Here is a 15,471-nt window from a genome sequence, read left to right as displayed (position 1 = left end):
TTCAGTCCAGAGACTCGACGACCCACTGGCCGTCTCTTTTCACCAGTTGCCGGTCACACCCACGCTCGGCGGGGTCACATCCCTCGTCTTCCGGCAGTGCCCGAATCACGGTCTCCGTCATACGCAAACCGGAAATCACACCCTCCAGGGCCGGGTCCCGGTCGGCCGGTGCCCAGATGGCGCCTGATTTTCGTACCACGCGGTCACCCAGCGACACCAGCGCCCGGATGTCCAGGCTGAAACCGGTGGCGGGGCGGGCACGGCCAAAGTCGCTGCCGATGGCATCATAGCGGCCGCCCTTGGCGACAGCCTCACCGTGTCCGGGCACGTACGCCGCGAACACCAGGCCGGTGTGGTAGTTGTAACCGCGCAGCTCACAGAAATCGAACCCGAAGCTGACCTCCGGGAAGTCCCGGGACAGCATGTCCGACACCCGGGCCAGCTGGTCCAGGGCTGCCGTCAGCGCGGGCGATCCGCCCGCCAGTACCTGGCGCGCTTCCGCCAGGGCCTCCGGACCGCCACTGACCCGGGCCAGCTGACGCAGACGGAAGCCGGCCGAACCTTCCGGGCACTCGCCCAGCAGTTGATCCAGCTCCGGCACGGACTTGCGCCCCATGGCATCAAAGATGGCTTCCTCGGTGTCACGGTCGAAATCCGCCTCGCCAATGAGGCTTTCGTAAATGGCGACATGGGCCAGGTCGACGTGGACCTTCGGCAGTCCGGCCACCCTCAAGGTCTCCAGCATCAGGCGGATCACTTCCATATCGGCCGCCTCGGAAGCGCTGCCGAACAGTTCACAGCCGGCCTGGATCGGGGTACGGCCGGTCAGCATGTGACGGGGCCGGGTATGCAGGACATGGCCGGCGTAACACAGCCGGGTGATGCCCTCCTGTCCCAGGGTGTGGGCATCGATCCGGGCGGCCTGGGGGGTCATGTCCGCCCGGACGCCCATCATGCGACCGGTCAGCTGGTCCGTCAGTTTGAAGGTCTGCAATTCCAGGTCGTGCCCGGTCCCCGTGAACAGGGATTCGAGGTATTCGATCAGGGGCGGGATAACCAGCTGGTAGCCCCAGCGTTGACAGGTATCCATCACGTCCCGTCGCAGCGATTCGATCCGTCCGGCCAGCGGCGGCAGGATGTCCTCCACACCGTCTGGCAGCAACCAGCGATCCGATACAGTCATGCGATTCCGTTATCTGTCTGTCCCGCTACGGCGCCCTGAAGGGCCACGGGGAACTCTCGGGATTTGTGGTGAAGCCGGGGTCAGAAAACCCGACACAAAACCGGTCGGATTTTACACGGTTGTCAGGCACAAAAAAACCGGAATACACAGGGTATTCCGGTTTCTGGCGTCCGGGACCTCAGTTGGCCGCGCCCCGGGGATCCTTGAGGAACTTCAGGAAGTCGCTGTCGGAGTCGATCACCAGAAGATCGTCCTTGCCGGCGAACGCTTTCTGGTACGCCGTCAAGCTCCGATAGAAGCTGTAGAACGCCTCGTTCCGGGTGTAGGCGTCGGCGTAGATGCGGGCCGCTTCACCATCACCCTCACCACGCAGCTGCTCCGACTTGGCAAACGCCTCGGCCAGAATCACGGCACGCTGGCGATCGGCGTCGGCACGGATACCCTCAGCCGCCTCGCGGCCCCGGGACCGGAACTCCTGGGCCAGCTTCTCACGCTCGGTGGCCATGCGCCGGTAGACGTTCTCGCTGACCTGCTGCGGCAGCTCGATGGCCTTGATGCGGATGTCCAGCACTCGGATCCCAAACTCCGACACGGAGGTTTCGTTGACTTGGTCGCGCAGGGCGTGCATCAGCTCATCCCGCTGACCGGACACCACCTCGTGCATGGTCCGAACCCCGAACTCGTTGCGCAGCCCGTTGTCGATCCGGGACGCCAGCAACGATTGGGCACTGAATTCGTTGCCGCCGGTGGCCCGGTAGAACGTGTCAACGTCGCTGATCTGCCAGGCAATGTAAGAGTCCACGTCCAGCGGTTTTTTCTCCACCGTCAGGTACTGCCGTGCCGGCAGGTCCATGGTCAGCACCCGCACGTCGAACTGGCGCACCTGGTCAATCACCGGCACCTTGAAGTGCAGGCCCGGCTGAACATTGGTCTCCACCAGCTCACCGAACCGCAGCAGCACGCCGCGATGGGTTTCGGGGATGATGTAGACACTGGAGGAAACCACCAGGATGACGATCAGGGCACCCGCCAGACCGATAATACTTTTCGGACCCATCGATTATCTCCCCGTTCTGGAATTGGTGGTTTGACGGTTACGCAGTTCCCGCAGGACCTCATCGGTCAGGCTCTTGATGTCCACCTGGCTCGAGGATCCTTCGAGACCGCCGAGGCTGTTGTCGGCACTGGCACCGCCACCGCGACGCATGATCTGGTCCAGCGGCAGGTACATCATATTGCCCGACGACTGGGTATCGACCAGCACCTTGCTGGTGTTGGACAGCACGTTCTCCAGGGCCTGGATGTAGAGCCGCTCGCGGGTCACGTCCGGCGCCTGCACGTAAACCTCCAGCAGGTCCAGATACCGGGCGGTCTCACCCCGCGCGGTCTCGATGACCTTAGCCTTGTACGCGTTCGCCTCCTCGATCATCCGCTGGGCCTGCCCCCGGGCCTCGGGGACCACCTTGTTGCGATAGGTTTCCGCTTCCTCGATCAGTCGCTGCTCGTCCTCCCGGGCACGCTGTACTTCCCGGAAGGCGTCCTGCACCGCCGCCGGCGGCTGGGTACTTTCCACGTTCACGCGAATAATCTGCAGACCGGCGCCGTACTCTTCCAGGAAAGCCTGAAGGCGACGTTCGACGTTGATGGCCAACTCCGCTCGACCTTCGGTGAGAACCTCGTCCAGAGTGGCACTGCCCACTTCGTGCCGCAGGGCACTGTCGGTGGCGAAAGCCAGCGCCTGATTGGAATCTCGCACGTTCAGGACATAGTCCCGAGCGTTACTTACCCGGTACTGGACCTGCAGGTCGACGGTCACCAGGTTTTCATCCTGGGTGAGCATCTGCCCCTGGGATTCGGCGGTCCGGACATTGGTGACCCGCACCTTATAGACGTCGTCGATCAGTGGCACCTTGAAGCGCAGACCGGGCTCCTCCGTTCGCGCGTACTCGCCAAACCGGAGCACCACCGCGCGCTCCTGCTCGTCCACGGTATAGAACGACTGGTAGATGACATACCCCACCACCAGAATGGCGATCAGGGCCAGCACGGCGCCAAAGCCTCCGGACCCCTCGCCGGAGCCGGAACCGCCTCCGGACCGGCCGCCCTTGCCACCGAGCATCCGGTTGAGTTTTTCCAGTCCCTTTTTCAGCGCCTCGTCAAGGTCTGGCGGCCCCTGATCATTGCCGCGACGACCGCCTCCGGTACCCCAGGGGTCGTTGTCGTTACGGTTTCCACCCGGTTCGTTCCAGGCCATAGTGCTCTCCGTTCCTTATCGTATCGAATGGCTGCAAATACTAGGGATTTCTACCCGCCCCGGCAATAGCCGCCCGGTTCAGGACACCGGGTCCTGCAGGCGCACCGCCTGTTCACTGACACCGGCCCGGCGCAGGAGCTGGCACCAGTCACGGTTCTGCAGCCGCACTTCCACCAGGGTTTCCCCCGTCTCCCGGTGCTCTTCGCGCAACACCGAGCCGGCGGCGTGAAGCAGCGCCCGCAGCTTGCCGTCCGCCGGCCCCAGCACCACGACATGATGCACCACATCGTCGGCGAGGCGCTCAACAATGGCATCGAACAGCAGCTCCAACCCCCGGCCGGTCACCGCCGACAGCCACACCCGGACCGGCACACCCTCTTCGTTGCGCTCGATCCGGGGCTGAAACTCTTCCAGCAAGTCGATCTTGTTGAACACTTGCAGTACGGGAATTTCGTCGGCTCCGATTTCCGCCAGCACATTCTCCACCTGTTCGATGTTGTCATCGCGACGGCCGTCGTGGCTGTCCACGACATGCAACAGCAGGCTGGCTTCGGTGGTTTCCTCCAGGGTAGCGCGAAAGGCTTCGACCAGTTTATGCGGCAGGTGACGGATGAACCCCACGGTGTCCGCCAGTACGACCGGCCCGATGTCCGGAAGTTCCAGACGCCGGAGGGTCGGATCCAGGGTTGCGAACAGCTGGTCGGCGGCGTACACCGAGGCGGCGGTCAAACGGTTGAACAGCGTGGACTTGCCGGCGTTGGTGTAGCCCACCAGCGATACCGTGGGGATATCGGCCCGGTGCCGTGCCCGACGCCCCTGGTGGCGCTGACGGCGCACTTTCTCCAGGCGCTTGTGGATGGACTTGATGCGTTCACGGAGCAGTCGGCGGTCGGTTTCCAGCTGGGTTTCCCCCGGCCCGCGCAGGCCAATCCCCCCTTTCTGGCGCTCCAGGTGTGTCCAGCCCCGGACCAGACGGGTCGACATGTGCTCCAGCTGCGCCAATTCGACCTGGAGCTTGCCTTCATGGGTCCGCGCGCGCTGGGCAAAGATATCGAGGATCACACCGGTGCGATCCAGCACCCGGCATTTGAGTTCCCGCTCGATGTTCCGCTCCTGGCTGGGGGACAGCGCATGGTTGAACAGCACCACGTCGGCGTCGTGGCACTGGATGGCTTCCCGGATCTCCTCCAGCTTGCCCTCGCCCACAAACAGGCGCGGGCTCGGCTGCTTGCGCGACCCCGTGACCAGGGCCACCGGCTCTACTCCGGCGGAGGTGACCAGCTCCCGGAACTCCTCCGGATCTTCGGTCTCCTCGTGGGCGGTAAAGTCAATGTGGACCAGCACCGCCCGTTCACCAACATCAGGACGTTCAAACAAGGACAACAGCCTCCTCGGCCATGAATGCCAACTTCCTCAAAAAGAAACACCCGCGTGCCTCAAACCGAAAACGGTCCTCGGAAACGCGGGTGACAAATCTGGAACAACCAGACGAATCAGTCTTCGGACTCGCCTTCACCAGCCGGGTTCTGCTGCGGCAGACGCACATTGCGGGCAGGAACCACCGTGGAAATTGCGTGCTTGTAGACCATCTGGCTGACCGTGTTCTTCAGCAGAATCACGAACTGGTCGAAAGACTCGATCTGGCCCTGCAGCTTGATGCCGTTGACCAGAAAAATGGATACCGGAATGCGTTCCTTGCGCAAGGCATTGAGGTAAGGGTCTTGTAACGAGTGCCCTTTTGACATGATTTTTCTCCTGTTTTTTAGTAAATGCAGATCGTCTTTATTCGGGTTTATTTAAATGTGGTGCGAAGTCCCAGCTTTTTCAAGGCTGCGGAAACGACAAGTTTATCGCGGCTATCCAGCCAGTGGACATCGGACCATTTGCGCAGCCAAGTCAGCTGCCGCTTGGCCAGCTGGCGCGTGGCAGCGATCCCCTTCCCAACAAAGGTGTCGTAATCACAATCACCGGCCAGGTATTCCCAGGCTTGGCGATAGCCGACGCAACGCATGGAAGGGAGGCCCGGATGGAGATCCCCCCGGGCCATCAGGGCACGCACTTCCTCCAGAAACCCGGCCTGGAGCATGTGCTGGAAGCGCTGCTCGATCCGGTCGTGCAGGACCGCCCTGTCCGAGGGCGCGACCGCAAGCTGCGTCACAGTATACGGCAGTGGCGCCGCCTCGTCTGCCTGCCAGCGGGTGATATACGTGAAATCCCCGTCATCTTCCCGGCCTGATCCGCCGGCGGCCTGCCAGAATGAGGAAATCGGGCGCCCCGTCAGGCGCAGCACTTCCACCGCCCGCAGTAGGCGCTGGCGATTATTGGGATGAATCAGCCGCGCCGCCACCGGGTCCCGTGCCGCCAGCTCCCGATGCAAGGCCGGCCAGCCATTTTCCGCAGCCTCCTGCTCCAACCGGGCCCGCAGCTCCGGGTCCGCGGACGGCAGCCCGGACATCCCGTGCAGCAACGCTTTGAAGTACATCATGGTGCCCCCCACCAAAAGGGGAATCCGGCCCGCCTCGGTGATCTGCGCCATTTCCCGCAGGGCATCGCGACGGAAATCGGCAGCGGAGTACCGCTCCGACGGGTCGCAGATGTCGATCAAGCGGTGGGGCGCCCGCGCCAGTTCTTCGGGCGTAGGCTTGGCGGTACCGATGTCCATGCCCCGATAGATCATCGCCGAATCCACGCTGACGATGTCGCAGGGCACATGCTGGCACAGCGCCATCGCCAGATCGGTCTTGCCCGAGGCGGTAGGGCCCATCAGGAAGATCGCGGGAGGGTAGGAAGAACCGGGGTTGCCCATGGGTCAGCTAGCGCCCCCGAAGGAACAGCTTGTCCAGCTCCGCCAGCGTGACCAGCGTCCAGGTCGGTCGGCCGTGGTTGCACTGGCCGCTGCGCTCGGTGGCTTCCATGTCCCGCAACAGCGAGTTCATCTCCGGAATGGTCAACTGCCGGTTGGCTCGCACCGAGCCATGACAGGCCATGGTACCCAGCAGCTCATGGGTCACGGCTTCGATGCGGTCGCTCTGACCGTGTTCGATCAGGTCCGCAAGCACATCCCGAACCAGCTGCTCGGTATCGGCGCCACGCAGCAGCGCCGGGATCTGGCGTACCGCGAGCGTCTCCGGCCCGATCCGCTCCACCACCAGGCCCAGTTGCTGGAGCTCCTCGCCATGGCTTTCCGCCAGCGCCGCTTCTTTCTGGCTGACAGCCAGTGACAGCGGCACCAGCAAGGGCTGACTCTTGAGGTCCTGAGCCTCCAGCGCCCGCTTCATCCGTTCGTAGGTAATCCGCTCGTGGGCGGCGTGCATGTCCACCACGATCAGACCCGCCCGACTCTGGGCCAGGATGTAAATGCCATGCAGCTGGGCGATGGCATACCCCAGCGGCGGCTCCTGGTCACTGTCCTCCGCCGGCAGTGGCCGCGGTTCCGGCGACGGTGCCGGCTCCGAAGGCGTCGCCACACCTCCGCCGCTGTTGAGGGACTGGTAGAAGGCCATCTGATCACTGGCCCGCCACTGGGGCGCGGGATCCGGGCGCCAGGCCGGCGAGCCACCGGTGGTACCACTGGGAGCCCCCCGGGAGGCACCTCCGGAGGCCGCGTCTTCGGCCGACGCGGGCGGCACGGCCGCCTCTCGTCCGAAGGACTGGGCCACCGCCCCCCGCAGATGATCGTCCGGGCGGACATCCGCCAGCGCCCGGTGCAGGGTGCGGAAAATGAAATCGTGCACCAGGCGCCCGTCACGGAAGCGAACCTCGTGCTTGGTCGGGTGAACATTGACGTCCACGGTGGCCGGGTCCACCTCCAGGTACAGCACAAAGGCGGGGTGACGGTTGTTGTACAGGACATCCCGGTAGGCCTGGCGTACGGCGTGCGCCACCAGTTTGTCACGGATCACCCGGCCGTTGACGAAGAAATACTGCAGGTCCGCCTGACTCCGGGAAAAGGTGGGAAGCGCCACCCAGCCCCACAGGCGCAGGCCGGTGGCCTCGGCGTCGATGACCACAGCGTTGTCGATGAACTGCTGACCACACAGGGCGCCGATCCGACGCTCCCGGTCCAGCGCGCTGGTCGCCGGCCGCAGGCTCTGCACCACCCGCTGGTTGTGACGCAGGGTGAAACCGGTATCGAAACGGCTCAGCGCCTGGCGCCGGATGCATTCCTCAACATGGTTGAACTCGGTCTTCTCGGTGCGCAGGAACTTGCGCCGGGCGGGGGTGTTGAAGAACAGGTCCCGCACTTCCACGGTGGTGCCCACGGGATGGGCCGCGGGGGAAATCCTGGCGTCCATTTCCCGGCCCTCGACCTCGACCCGGGCCGCCGCTTCCTGACTGGCGGCGCGGGAGGTCAGAGTCAGGCGCGACACGGAGCTGATGCTGGCCAACGCCTCGCCCCGGAATCCCAGGGAGGTGACGGCTTCCAGATCTTCCAGAGTGATGATTTTGCTGGTCGCATGCCGGCTCAGGGCCAGCGGCAGGTCGTCCTGCTCGATGCCGCAACCGTCGTCGCGCACCCGGATCAGCTTGACACCGCCCTGCTCGATCTCGACGTCGATCCGGGACGCGCCGGCATCCAGGGCATTCTCGACCAGTTCCTTGACCACCGAGGCGGGTCGCTCCACCACCTCTCCCGCGGCAATCTGGTTGGCCAGGCGGGGAGAGAGCAGATGAATGTGGGGCATGTTCGGGGCAAACCTCCTGACTCAGGACGCGGGAATACGAATGGTTTGCCCTACCATAACACGGTCGTCGCTCAAGCCGTTAAACCGCATCAGCTCGTTGACGGAAATCTGGTTTTCCCGGGCCAGATCGGACAGGGTGTCGCCCTGCCGGATGCGATAGTGGCTGAAGGCCGGCGTGTCCTGGCCCTGCTGTTTCTGCCAGGCCAGCAGGGTGCCGGGCGGCGGCGTCTTGCGGAAATAGTCATCGATTCCGCTCATGATGGCCTTGGCCAGCCGCTGTCGGTACCACTCCGTCGCCAGATTCTTCTCCTCCTGCGGGTTGGAGATGAAACCCGCCTCCACCAGAATCGATGGGATGTCCGGAGATTTCAGAACGACAAACGCCGCCTGCTCCACATGGGGCTTGTGCAATCTCGCCACCGAGCCCAGCTGCCCGAGCACCGAGCTGCCCACCCCAAGACTGGCGTTGATGCTGGCGGTCATTGACAGGTCCAGCAGAACACCGGCGAGCATGTCGTCGCGGCCTTCCAGGGATACGCCCCCGGCACCGCCGATCAGGTCAGAGCGGTTCTCGGTCTGGGCCAGCCAGCGCGCGGTTTCACTGGTGGCACCCCGCTGTGACAGGGCAAACACCGAAGCCCCTTTGGGCTGAGGCGTGCGGAAGGCATCGGCATGTACCGACACGAACAGGTCGGCGTTGTACTTGCGTGCCAGCAGCGTGCGATTGCGCAGGCCGATGTAATAGTCACCGGTCCGGGTCAACTTGGCGGTATAGCCAGGCTGGGCATTGATCAGGCTCGCCAGGGTTTTGGCCATCTTCAGCGCCACGTCCTTCTCCCGGGTTCCCCGGGGGCCAATGGCACCGGGGTCCTCGCCACCATGGCCCGGATCGATCACCACCACGATGTCACGCTTGCCCCCGGCATCCTGGGTTACGGTCGGCTGCCCCGCATTCTCCAGGCGGCTGCCGTTTTCATCAATCAGGTCGACCACCAAGCGATGGCCGTACTGCTGGTTGGGCTCCAGCTCGAAGCTGCGCGGCTTGACGTCGGTCTTCAGGTCCAGCACGACCCGGAGATCATTGCCGTTGCGAGGCGCGCTGCGAATCCGACGAATCGGGCTGCCCGCCAAGTCCAGCGCGTCCAGCCGGGCCTTCAGGGTGGTATCCTGCAGATCAATGACCAGCCGCGACGGCCCCTTAAGGGCAAACACCTTGTGCTCAACGGGTCCGGTCACATCCAGTACCAGCCGGGTGTGGTCTGGCGCCGGCCAGATCCGGGCACCCTGCACCTGATCGCCGGCCCAGGCGCCCATGGCGCCGGACCAGAGCCCGGCCAGCACGAACATCGTTCCCAAACTTCGAAACATGTTACGCATCCGTCTACCCGCCCCCGTCGTGGCCCGGACCGTGCCCTGGGCCGACCAGTTCCAGTTCGTTCATCAAGTGCGCGCCCCGGTCGGTACGCGCCCGAATGACCACCGAGCGCCCATGGTCCCGGCGTTCCAGGTGAATTTCAAGATCCGGCTCCGGCAACAGGCCCTGGCCCCGTTCCGGCCACTCGATCAGGCACAGGTTGTCGCCGGCAAAATAGTCCCGAATGCCCATGTACTCCAGCTCCTCCGGGTCTCCGAGCCGGTACAGGTCGAAATGATAGGTGGGCGGAGCCAGGTGCTCATAGGGCTCCACCAGGGTATAGGTCGGGCTCTTGACCGCCCCCTGATGCCCAAGCCCGCGCATGATCCCCCGGCTGAGCGTCGTCTTGCCCATGCCCAGATCGCCGTCCAGAAACACCGTCAGCCCCCGGCCCGAATCGGCAACCCGGCGGGCCAGCTCCCGGCCCAACTGCTCGGTTTCGCCTTCGTTCTCCAGAAACAACCGGCGTTCATTGCCCATGATCGTCATGTCCGCTCTCCGGCCGATGCCCTGTCGGTTTCCAGCCGCCGGAAGACCTCCGGCAGCGCCTCAATCACGTCGGTTGGCGCCAGCCCCATATAGCCCCGGTGCCGGGAGGCGTGGTCCGCCGCTGCCAGATGGGCGCACGCCGCCAGCACGGTTGCCTGGTGAAGATCCGGGATCTGGCCGCACAGGGCGCCGGCGACGCCGCTGAGAACATCCCCCATGCCGCCGGTGGCCATACCCGGGTTGCTGCCGGCGACAATCGCCACCCCCTGCGACGAGGCGACCACCGTGCCCGCCCCCTTGAGCAGCACCACGCCACCGTACAGCGACTGCAGCTTCCGGGCGGCGGCGACGCGATCCGCTTCCACCTCGGCCACGGTCAGATTCAGCAGCCGGGCGGCCTCCCCGGGATGAGGTGTCAGCACCTGTTGCTCCGACACCACCGCCACCAGATTCGCCATCAGGTTCAGGGCGTCCGCGTCCAGCACCCGGGGTTTATCACTGGCCAGCACCTGCTGCAACATCTGCTGCCCCCAGGCCAGCTGACCGATACCGGGCCCGCAGACGACCACGGAGGCCTTGTTCAGCAGGGGCGCCAGCTCGGAACCGTGGATGATGCCGTGTACCATGACGGACGGACACCGGGCCAGGGCTCCCGAGACATGCTCCGGGCGCGTGGCCAGCGACACCAGGCCCGCCCCGGAGCGGACAGCAGCTTCCGCAGCCATCAGCCCGGCGCCCCCCATGCCCCGGTCCCCGGCCACCACCAGCACATGACCAAAACGGCCTTTGTGGGCATTGGCTGGGCGCGGCGGCAGCCAGGCACCGGCACGGCCCAGGTGCAGCAAGTGCGCCAGCGGCGCCGGGCCGCCGGTCTGGGGGTCGTGGCCGGTGTCCAGGTCGGCGAATTCGATGTCGCCACACACCGCCGGGCCTTGGCCGGTATACAGTCCCGCCTTGCGGGCGATGAAGGTCACCGTTACCGTGGCCCGGATCACATCGCCAGGCGTCGCGCCGGTACTGGCATCCAGCCCGGACGGCACGTCCACCGCCAGGACCGGCACCTGGCGGGCATTGCAACGCTGAATCAGATCATCAAACGGTGGCCTTGGCGCACCGGTGGTCCCGGTCCCGAGCAGGGCATCGACAATCACCGCGGCACGGGAAAACGTCTCGGTAAGGGCCGCGGTATCCAGCGTTGTCAACGGGCGTACGGGCACGCCGTCCGCCACCGCCTGCTGCCACGCCTTGCGCGCATCACCGCTCAGCCTGTCGGTGGGCGTGGCGGCCAGGCATTCCACCGTCAACCCGTGGCGCCGGGCATGGGCCGCCACCAGATAACCGTCGCCACCGTTGTTGCCGGCGCCACACAGCACCAGTACCGGCCCGGCCTCGGGCCAGCGCCGGACCAGTTGCCGGAAAGCGGCACGGGCCGCGGCCTGCATCAGCTCGAAGCCATCCACACCACAATCGTCGATCAGGTAGCGGTCCATGTGGCGGACGGCATCGGCGGAGTACAACGCCTCTGGTAGACTGCGCATTGCATGGGACGGCATGGGCCTGGACCCTCGCGAAAGAAACCGGTTTAAGAAAATTGGCCAGATGTCTGTAAAGCATAGCAAAACAGTTCAGAAGGTCATAACTTAATCAAGCCGATACCCGGCACTGGCAGACACCCGGTCGCGCCGACCGGCCGAGACACCATGACTGATCGTGACAGCGCGCCCGTCAGGGATTCGCAACTGCAGGAACTGAAAAGAGAAATTCGCGCCTGGGCCCGGGAACTCGGGTTCAGCGACGTCGGCGTTACCCGGGCCGACACCGGCCCCCACGGTGAACGTCTGCGGCAATGGCTGGCCAAGGGCTACCACGGTGAGATGACGTACATGGCCCAGCATGGGGACAAACGCTACACGCCAACCTCGCTGGTGCCGGGCACGGTCCGGGTGCTGTCGGTGCGCATGGACTATCTGCCGGCACCGGACAGCCCGAAGCAGGTACTGACCAACCGGGAGCGCGCCTACATCAGCCGCTACACCCTGGGCCGAGACTACCACAAGCTGCTCCGGAAGCGGCTCGCGACCCTGGCCCGCCGCATCGACGAAGCCCTGCAGGGCTTTGACTATCGCGCCTTCGTCGACAGCGCTCCGGTGCTGGAGCGCGCTCTGGCGCAGCGGGCCGGTCTGGGCTGGATCGGCAAGAACACCATGCTGATCCACCCCAAGGCCGGCTCGTTTTTCTTTCTCGGGGAAATTTTCACCAGCGCGCCACTGCCGGAGGACGCCCCCTTTGAGCGGGACCACTGCGGCCGCTGTTCAGCCTGCCTGGACGTCTGCCCCACGGACGCCTTCGTTGCCCCCCACCTGCTCGACGCCCGGCGCTGCATCAGCTACCTCACCATCGAACTCAAGGGGCCGATTCCGGAAGCGCTGCGACCGAAACTCGGCAACCGGGTGTTCGGCTGCGACGACTGCCAGCTGGTGTGCCCCTGGAATCGCTTCAGCCGCCCCACTGCGGAGCCGGACTTCCAACCCCGGCACGGCCTCGACAACGCCACCCTTGCGGAGCTGTTCCTGTGGTCGGAGGAGGAGTTCCTGGCTCGCACCGAAGGCTCCGCCATCCGGCGCACCGGTTACCAGGGCTGGCTGCGGAATCTGGCGGTGGGACTGGGCAACGCCCCCACCACCATACCGGTGGTGGAGGCGCTCAGGCGACGGGCCGATCACCCGTCCGAGCTGGTCCGGGAGCACGTACATTGGGCACTGCGCCGGCACGGACTCACACCCTGAAGAAATGCTCCCGATAGTGCCGGAGTTCAGCGATCGAATCCCGGATATCGTCCAGCGCCAGATGGCTGCCTTTCTTCTGGACACCCGCCAGTACATCGGGCCGCCAGCGCCGTGCCAGCTCCTTGACGGTGGAGACGTCGAGATTGCGGTAGTGGAAAAAGGCCTCAAGCTCCGGCATGTACTTGACCAGAAAACGACGATCCTGGCCGATGCTGTTGCCGCACAGGGGCGACTGCCCCGGCGCCACATGCCGGCGCAGGAATGCCAGGGTTTCCCGCTCCGCGGCGGCTTCATCCAGGCGGCTCTCCCGCACCCGCTGGACCAGGCCACTGGCGCCGTGGGTCCGGGTACACCACTCATCCATCGCATCCAGCACGCTGTCGGGCTGGTGCACCGCGATCACCGGCCCCTCGGCAATCACATTCAGGTCCGCATCGGTGACGATCGAGGCAATTTCGATGATGCGCTCCCTGTTCGGGTCCAGGCCGGTCATTTCCAGGTCAATCCATACCAGGCGGTCGGCGTCTGCCATTCAGTGTCTCCAACAAGTCGTAGGTCAACGGTGAATCCAGTATGATGGCACAGACTGAAACCAACTTTCACCGGACACCCCGACCCATCCATGGCAAAACGTCGACTGACCAAACGGCAGCAATGGCGCATCCAGAAAATCCAAGAGGAACGTGCAGCCCGGGCCGCACGCAAAGAGCAAAGCATCGCCGACCTCGCCGCCGCTGGTGAGCTGGGCCCGGAACAGCAGGGGCTGGTGATCGCCCACTACGGCCAACAGCTGGATGTGGAAGCGCTGGAGGGCGAACGGGCCGGTAGCATCTGCCGGTGCTTCGTGCGGGCCAACATCGACAGCCTGGTAACCGGCGACCGGGTCATCTGGCGACCGGGCAAGAACGAGGCCGGCGTGATCGTGGCCCGCTGTGACCGGCAGAACCTGCTGCAACGGCCGGACAACTTTGGCGCACTGAAACCGGTCGCCGCCAACATCGACCACATCATTCTGGTCATCGCCCCGGAACCGGAGCCCCACGACAACCTGATCGACCGTTATCTGGTGGCATCCGAGAGCACCGGCATTCCGGCGGTGATTTTGCTCAACAAGACCGACCTGATCACCGACCGCAACCGCGCCGCCATCGACGACCTGCTGGCCCGGTACCAAGCGCTCGGCTACCCGGTGATCCGGACCTCGGCGGCGGAATCCGGCGACCAGCCGGCACCGGAAGTGCTCACACTGGTGCAGGGACGAACCAGCGTATTCGTGGGCCAGTCCGGCGTGGGCAAGTCATCAATCATCCAGACCCTGCTGCCGGACGAAGCCATCCGCGTCGGCGCGGTCTCCGAAAGCACCCGCAAGGGCATCCATACCACCACCACCGCGCGCCTGTTCCATCTGCCCTGGGGCGGGGACCTGATCGACTCTCCCGGGATCCGTGAGTTCGGCCTGTGGCACATGACGCCCCAGGAAATTGAGTACGGTTTCCGGGAAATCCGGGACCTGATCGGCCACTGCCGGTTCCGCAACTGCCGTCACCTGGGCGACCCCGGCTGCGCCATCGAGGCGGCGGCAGCGGCGGGCAGGATTCGCCCGGAGCGGTTGCGAAGCTTTCACCGAATTCTGGCGGATATGGCCGAACAGCAGGCCCGGGGACTGAAACTGGAGTGAGCGGCCGCTACCAGTTGAGCTCGCCGGGAGCGGGCGCCTCTCGCTCCTGCAACCAGTCTCCCGACTCCAGTTTTTCTCGGGCCTGGGATTCCTGCGCCTCGGTGGGACGGGTAAGGTCAATCACCGGCACCCCACCCCGGCCGGCGCTGCTGCGGATGTCGTCGGCCGCTTTCTGATTCAGGACGATAATGGAAATACGCCGGTTGACCGGAGCCGTCGGATTCTCCTGATCAAACAGCACGGAGTCCGCCAGCCCGACAACCCGGGCAATCTGCTCCGGTCTCACGCCCCCGGCCACCAGTGCCCGGCGGGCGGTGTTGGCCCGGTCCGCGGACAGCTCCCAGTTGGTGTAGCCGGGGCGTCCGTTGAACGGCGTGGCATCGGTGTGCCCTGTAATGCTCAGTTTGTTGTTGACCGAACCCAGGGTCTTGGCCAGCTCGAACAGAATTTCCTGGGAGTAGTATTTAAGCTCCGCCCGGCCACTGTCGAACATCGGCCGACCGGTACGATCGACGATCTGGATCCTCAGACCCTCGTCGGTGATGTCAATGAGCAGCTGGTCCTTGAACTGCTGCAGGGTTTCACTTTCCTCAATGCGTTTCTTGAGCTCCTGGAACAGCTCCTCCATGCGACGCTGTTCCAGGGTATCCGCCAGCTCCTCGACCACCTCATCCTGCAATTGGATCTGGTTCGCCTCGACATCCTGGGTGGCTTCATTGATGACCGAGGCACTGCCTTCGAGATCTACGGGATTGGGGGTGCCGCCCTCGGTAAACCCAATCGGGTCCCGGAAATACCCCTCCACCGCCAGCTTCTGCTCAGGGGAGGCGGTGGACGTCAGCCAGAGCACCAGAAAAAAAGCCATCATGGCGGTGGCGAAATCGGCGAAGGCTACCTTCCAAGACCCCCCGTGGTGGCCACCGACGACCTTTTTCTTGCGCTTGATGATGATCGGTTGCTCGTCCACCGGGAGACTCCAAAC

General features: G+C 64.7%; 14 protein-coding genes. 2 read left to right on the top strand and 12 right to left on the bottom strand.

All coding sequences use genetic code 11. The features are described from left to right. Position 1: 1 nt before the first annotated feature. The 10 genes from BTO32_RS00235 to BTO32_RS00190 all read right to left on the bottom strand — a co-directional run bounded on the left by BTO32_RS00235 (position 2) and on the right by BTO32_RS00190 (position 11,578). Entirely contained in the window at positions 2–1,183 is a 1,182-nt protein-coding gene (locus BTO32_RS00235) for an ATP phosphoribosyltransferase regulatory subunit (RefSeq protein ID WP_076722439.1), read from the bottom strand. 178 nt (positions 1,184–1,361) lie between these two features. Beyond that, positions 1,362–2,240 carry a protease modulator HflC gene (gene hflC, locus BTO32_RS00230; RefSeq protein ID WP_076722438.1) on the bottom strand — a complete coding sequence of 293 codons (879 nt, stop codon included), beginning with the start codon at positions 2,238–2,240 and terminating at the stop codon, positions 1,362–1,364. A gap of 3 nt (positions 2,241–2,243) precedes the next feature. Next, positions 2,244–3,437: an FtsH protease activity modulator HflK gene (gene hflK / locus BTO32_RS00225; RefSeq protein ID WP_076722437.1), complete on the bottom strand. Its 1,194-nt coding sequence runs from the start codon at positions 3,435–3,437 to the stop codon at positions 2,244–2,246. Positions 3,438–3,515: 78 nt separating this feature from the next. Beyond that, entirely contained in the window at positions 3,516–4,814 is a 1,299-nt protein-coding gene (gene hflX / locus BTO32_RS00220; RefSeq protein WP_076722959.1) for a ribosome rescue GTPase HflX, read from the bottom strand. A gap of 116 nt (positions 4,815–4,930) precedes the next feature. Next, positions 4,931–5,182, bottom strand: a complete 252-nt coding sequence (gene hfq, locus BTO32_RS00215) for an RNA chaperone Hfq (protein WP_011786214.1) — start codon at positions 5,180–5,182, stop codon at positions 4,931–4,933. Between the two features lie 47 nt (positions 5,183–5,229). Then, positions 5,230–6,201, bottom strand: a complete 972-nt coding sequence (gene miaA, locus BTO32_RS00210; RefSeq protein WP_217696992.1) for a tRNA (adenosine(37)-N6)-dimethylallyltransferase MiaA — start codon at positions 6,199–6,201, stop codon at positions 5,230–5,232. A gap of 49 nt (positions 6,202–6,250) precedes the next feature. Further along, positions 6,251–8,122, bottom strand: coding sequence for a DNA mismatch repair endonuclease MutL (gene mutL / locus BTO32_RS00205; protein WP_076722435.1), 1,872 nt, complete (start codon positions 8,120–8,122; stop codon positions 6,251–6,253). 21 nt (positions 8,123–8,143) lie between these two features. Then, on the bottom strand, positions 8,144–9,469 hold the full coding sequence (locus BTO32_RS00200) for an N-acetylmuramoyl-L-alanine amidase (RefSeq protein WP_076722434.1): 1,326 nt from the start codon (positions 9,467–9,469) through the stop codon (positions 8,144–8,146). 34 nt (positions 9,470–9,503) lie between these two features. Next, the gene (gene tsaE / locus BTO32_RS00195; RefSeq protein WP_076722433.1) at positions 9,504–10,025 is read right to left on the bottom strand and encodes a tRNA (adenosine(37)-N6)-threonylcarbamoyltransferase complex ATPase subunit type 1 TsaE; all 522 of its coding nucleotides are present in this window, start codon (positions 10,023–10,025) and stop codon (positions 9,504–9,506) included. Beyond that, the gene (locus BTO32_RS00190) at positions 10,022–11,578 is read right to left on the bottom strand and encodes a bifunctional ADP-dependent NAD(P)H-hydrate dehydratase/NAD(P)H-hydrate epimerase (protein ID WP_076722432.1); all 1,557 of its coding nucleotides are present in this window, start codon (positions 11,576–11,578) and stop codon (positions 10,022–10,024) included. Before BTO32_RS00190 ends, tsaE begins: the two co-directional genes overlap by 4 nt. A 147-nt stretch (positions 11,579–11,725) precedes the next feature. Between BTO32_RS00190 and queG the strand changes: the two genes are divergently transcribed. Continuing rightward, positions 11,726–12,811: a tRNA epoxyqueuosine(34) reductase QueG gene (gene queG / locus BTO32_RS00185; protein WP_076722431.1), complete on the top strand. Its 1,086-nt coding sequence runs from the start codon at positions 11,726–11,728 to the stop codon at positions 12,809–12,811. Here queG and orn read toward each other — a convergent pair. Beyond that, a complete protein-coding gene (orn, locus tag BTO32_RS00180) occupies positions 12,801–13,343 on the bottom strand; it encodes an oligoribonuclease (protein ID WP_076722430.1) in 543 nt (180 codons plus the stop codon). The genes queG and orn overlap by 11 nt on opposite strands. A 90-nt stretch (positions 13,344–13,433) precedes the next feature. On the opposite strand from orn, the gene rsgA reads away from it, so the two are divergent. Continuing rightward, complete coding sequence (rsgA, locus tag BTO32_RS00175) at positions 13,434–14,489, top strand: small ribosomal subunit biogenesis GTPase RsgA (protein WP_076722429.1); 1,056 nt, start codon at positions 13,434–13,436, stop codon at positions 14,487–14,489. A gap of 7 nt (positions 14,490–14,496) precedes the next feature. On the opposite strand, the gene motB is transcribed toward rsgA, so the two are convergent. After that, positions 14,497–15,456 carry a flagellar motor protein MotB gene (gene motB, locus BTO32_RS00170; RefSeq protein WP_076722428.1) on the bottom strand — a complete coding sequence of 320 codons (960 nt, stop codon included), beginning with the start codon at positions 15,454–15,456 and terminating at the stop codon, positions 14,497–14,499. Between the last annotated feature and the right edge of the window lie 15 nt (positions 15,457–15,471).

The sequence above is a fragment of the Marinobacter lutaoensis genome (assembly GCF_001981305.1).
Taxonomy (GTDB): Bacteria; Pseudomonadota; Gammaproteobacteria; order Pseudomonadales; family Oleiphilaceae; genus Marinobacter; species Marinobacter lutaoensis.
Note: the sequence above shows the minus strand (reverse complement) of the source record. Positions and strands in the feature narration are given on the sequence as shown.

Excerpts from the sequence above, each read along its gene's own strand:
- BTO32_RS00200 (WP_076722434.1), bottom strand. The coding sequence starts at position 9,469 with ATGTTCGTGCTGGCCGGGCTCTGGTCCGGCGCCATGGGCGCCTGGGCC.
- hflC (WP_076722438.1), bottom strand. The coding sequence starts at position 2,240 with ATGGGTCCGAAAAGTATTATCGGTCTGGCGGGTGCCCTGATCGTCATC.
- BTO32_RS00190 (WP_076722432.1), bottom strand. The coding sequence starts at position 11,578 with ATGCCGTCCCATGCAATGCGCAGTCTACCAGAGGCGTTGTACTCCGCC.
- miaA (WP_217696992.1), bottom strand. The coding sequence starts at position 6,201 with ATGGGCCCTACCGCCTCGGGCAAGACCGATCTGGCGATGGCGCTGTGC.
- hfq (WP_011786214.1), bottom strand. The coding sequence starts at position 5,182 with ATGTCAAAAGGGCACTCGTTACAAGACCCTTACCTCAATGCCTTGCGC.
- hflK (WP_076722437.1), bottom strand. The coding sequence starts at position 3,437 with ATGGCCTGGAACGAACCGGGTGGAAACCGTAACGACAACGACCCCTGG.
- rsgA (WP_076722429.1), top strand. The coding sequence starts at position 13,434 with ATGGCAAAACGTCGACTGACCAAACGGCAGCAATGGCGCATCCAGAAA.
- orn (WP_076722430.1), bottom strand. The coding sequence starts at position 13,343 with ATGGCAGACGCCGACCGCCTGGTATGGATTGACCTGGAAATGACCGGC.
- queG (WP_076722431.1), top strand. The coding sequence starts at position 11,726 with ATGACTGATCGTGACAGCGCGCCCGTCAGGGATTCGCAACTGCAGGAA.
- mutL (WP_076722435.1), bottom strand. The coding sequence starts at position 8,122 with ATGCCCCACATTCATCTGCTCTCTCCCCGCCTGGCCAACCAGATTGCC.
- tsaE (WP_076722433.1), bottom strand. The coding sequence starts at position 10,025 with ATGACGATCATGGGCAATGAACGCCGGTTGTTTCTGGAGAACGAAGGC.
- BTO32_RS00235 (WP_076722439.1), bottom strand. The coding sequence starts at position 1,183 with ATGACTGTATCGGATCGCTGGTTGCTGCCAGACGGTGTGGAGGACATC.